The 726-nt window shown below is 59.6% G+C and carries 2 rRNA genes; both read left to right on the top strand.

Annotated features, from left to right (window positions below):
* A 16S ribosomal RNA gene (locus VJ162_RS18435) occupies window positions 1-136 on the top strand; the annotation flags it as partial.
* 399 nt (window positions 137-535) lie between these two features.
* Window positions 536-726: ribosomal RNA gene (locus VJ162_RS18430) — 23S ribosomal RNA — on the top strand; the annotation flags it as partial.

Raw genomic sequence — 726 nt, 5'->3', positions numbered from 1 at the left:
TTGCACACACCGCCCGTCAAAGCACCCGAGTGGGGTCCGGATGAGGCCAGCATGCGCTGGTCGAATCTGGGCTCCGCAAGGGGGCTTAAGTCGTAACAAGGTAGCCGTAGAGGAATCTGCGGCTGGATCACCTCCTACTGACCGGGACTGGGGCTTTGCCCCAGCCCACCTTCACTTGGTCGCTGTTTACAGCGACCAACTGGCACTGACTGGTGACCACAAGTCACCGCGAGTCGGCAAGCGCTGACTACTGCATGGGCCCGCTGGGCTCACATGACCTCTCCGAGTCGGACCCCCTCACGGGGGCGCCGGGTGCAACTCCCGGCGGGTCCGTACTTCGTGCCGGTTCCGAACCGTGCCCCTTAAGTGTGGGTCGGCGTTGGAACAGGTACGACGACAGATGCACCATCCCGGGTGAAACCGAGGTTGGGAAGGGTCGATTCGCCCACCATCTACCACCTTGGGGGCGAGTATGAAACCGCGTGTACGTGCGATCCAGGCGTCCACTGGACTCGTTCAGTTTAACGAGTCACAACGACGTTGGCTACTATGCCAGCTGGTGGATTGCTCGGCTCGAGAGCTGAAGAAGGACGTGCCAAGCTGCGATAAGCCTGAGGGAGCCGCACGGAGGCTAAGAACTCAGGATTTCCGAATGAGAATCTCTTCAACAATTGCTTCGCGCAATGAGGAACCCCGAGAACTGAAACATCTCAGTATCGGGAGGAA

The organism is Haloarcula sediminis (assembly GCF_035656455.1).
Lineage (GTDB): Archaea > Halobacteriota > Halobacteria > Halobacteriales > Haloarculaceae > Haloarcula > Haloarcula sediminis.
The sequence above is the reverse complement of the archived record's forward strand: the minus strand, read 5'-3'. Positions and strand labels throughout refer to the sequence as shown.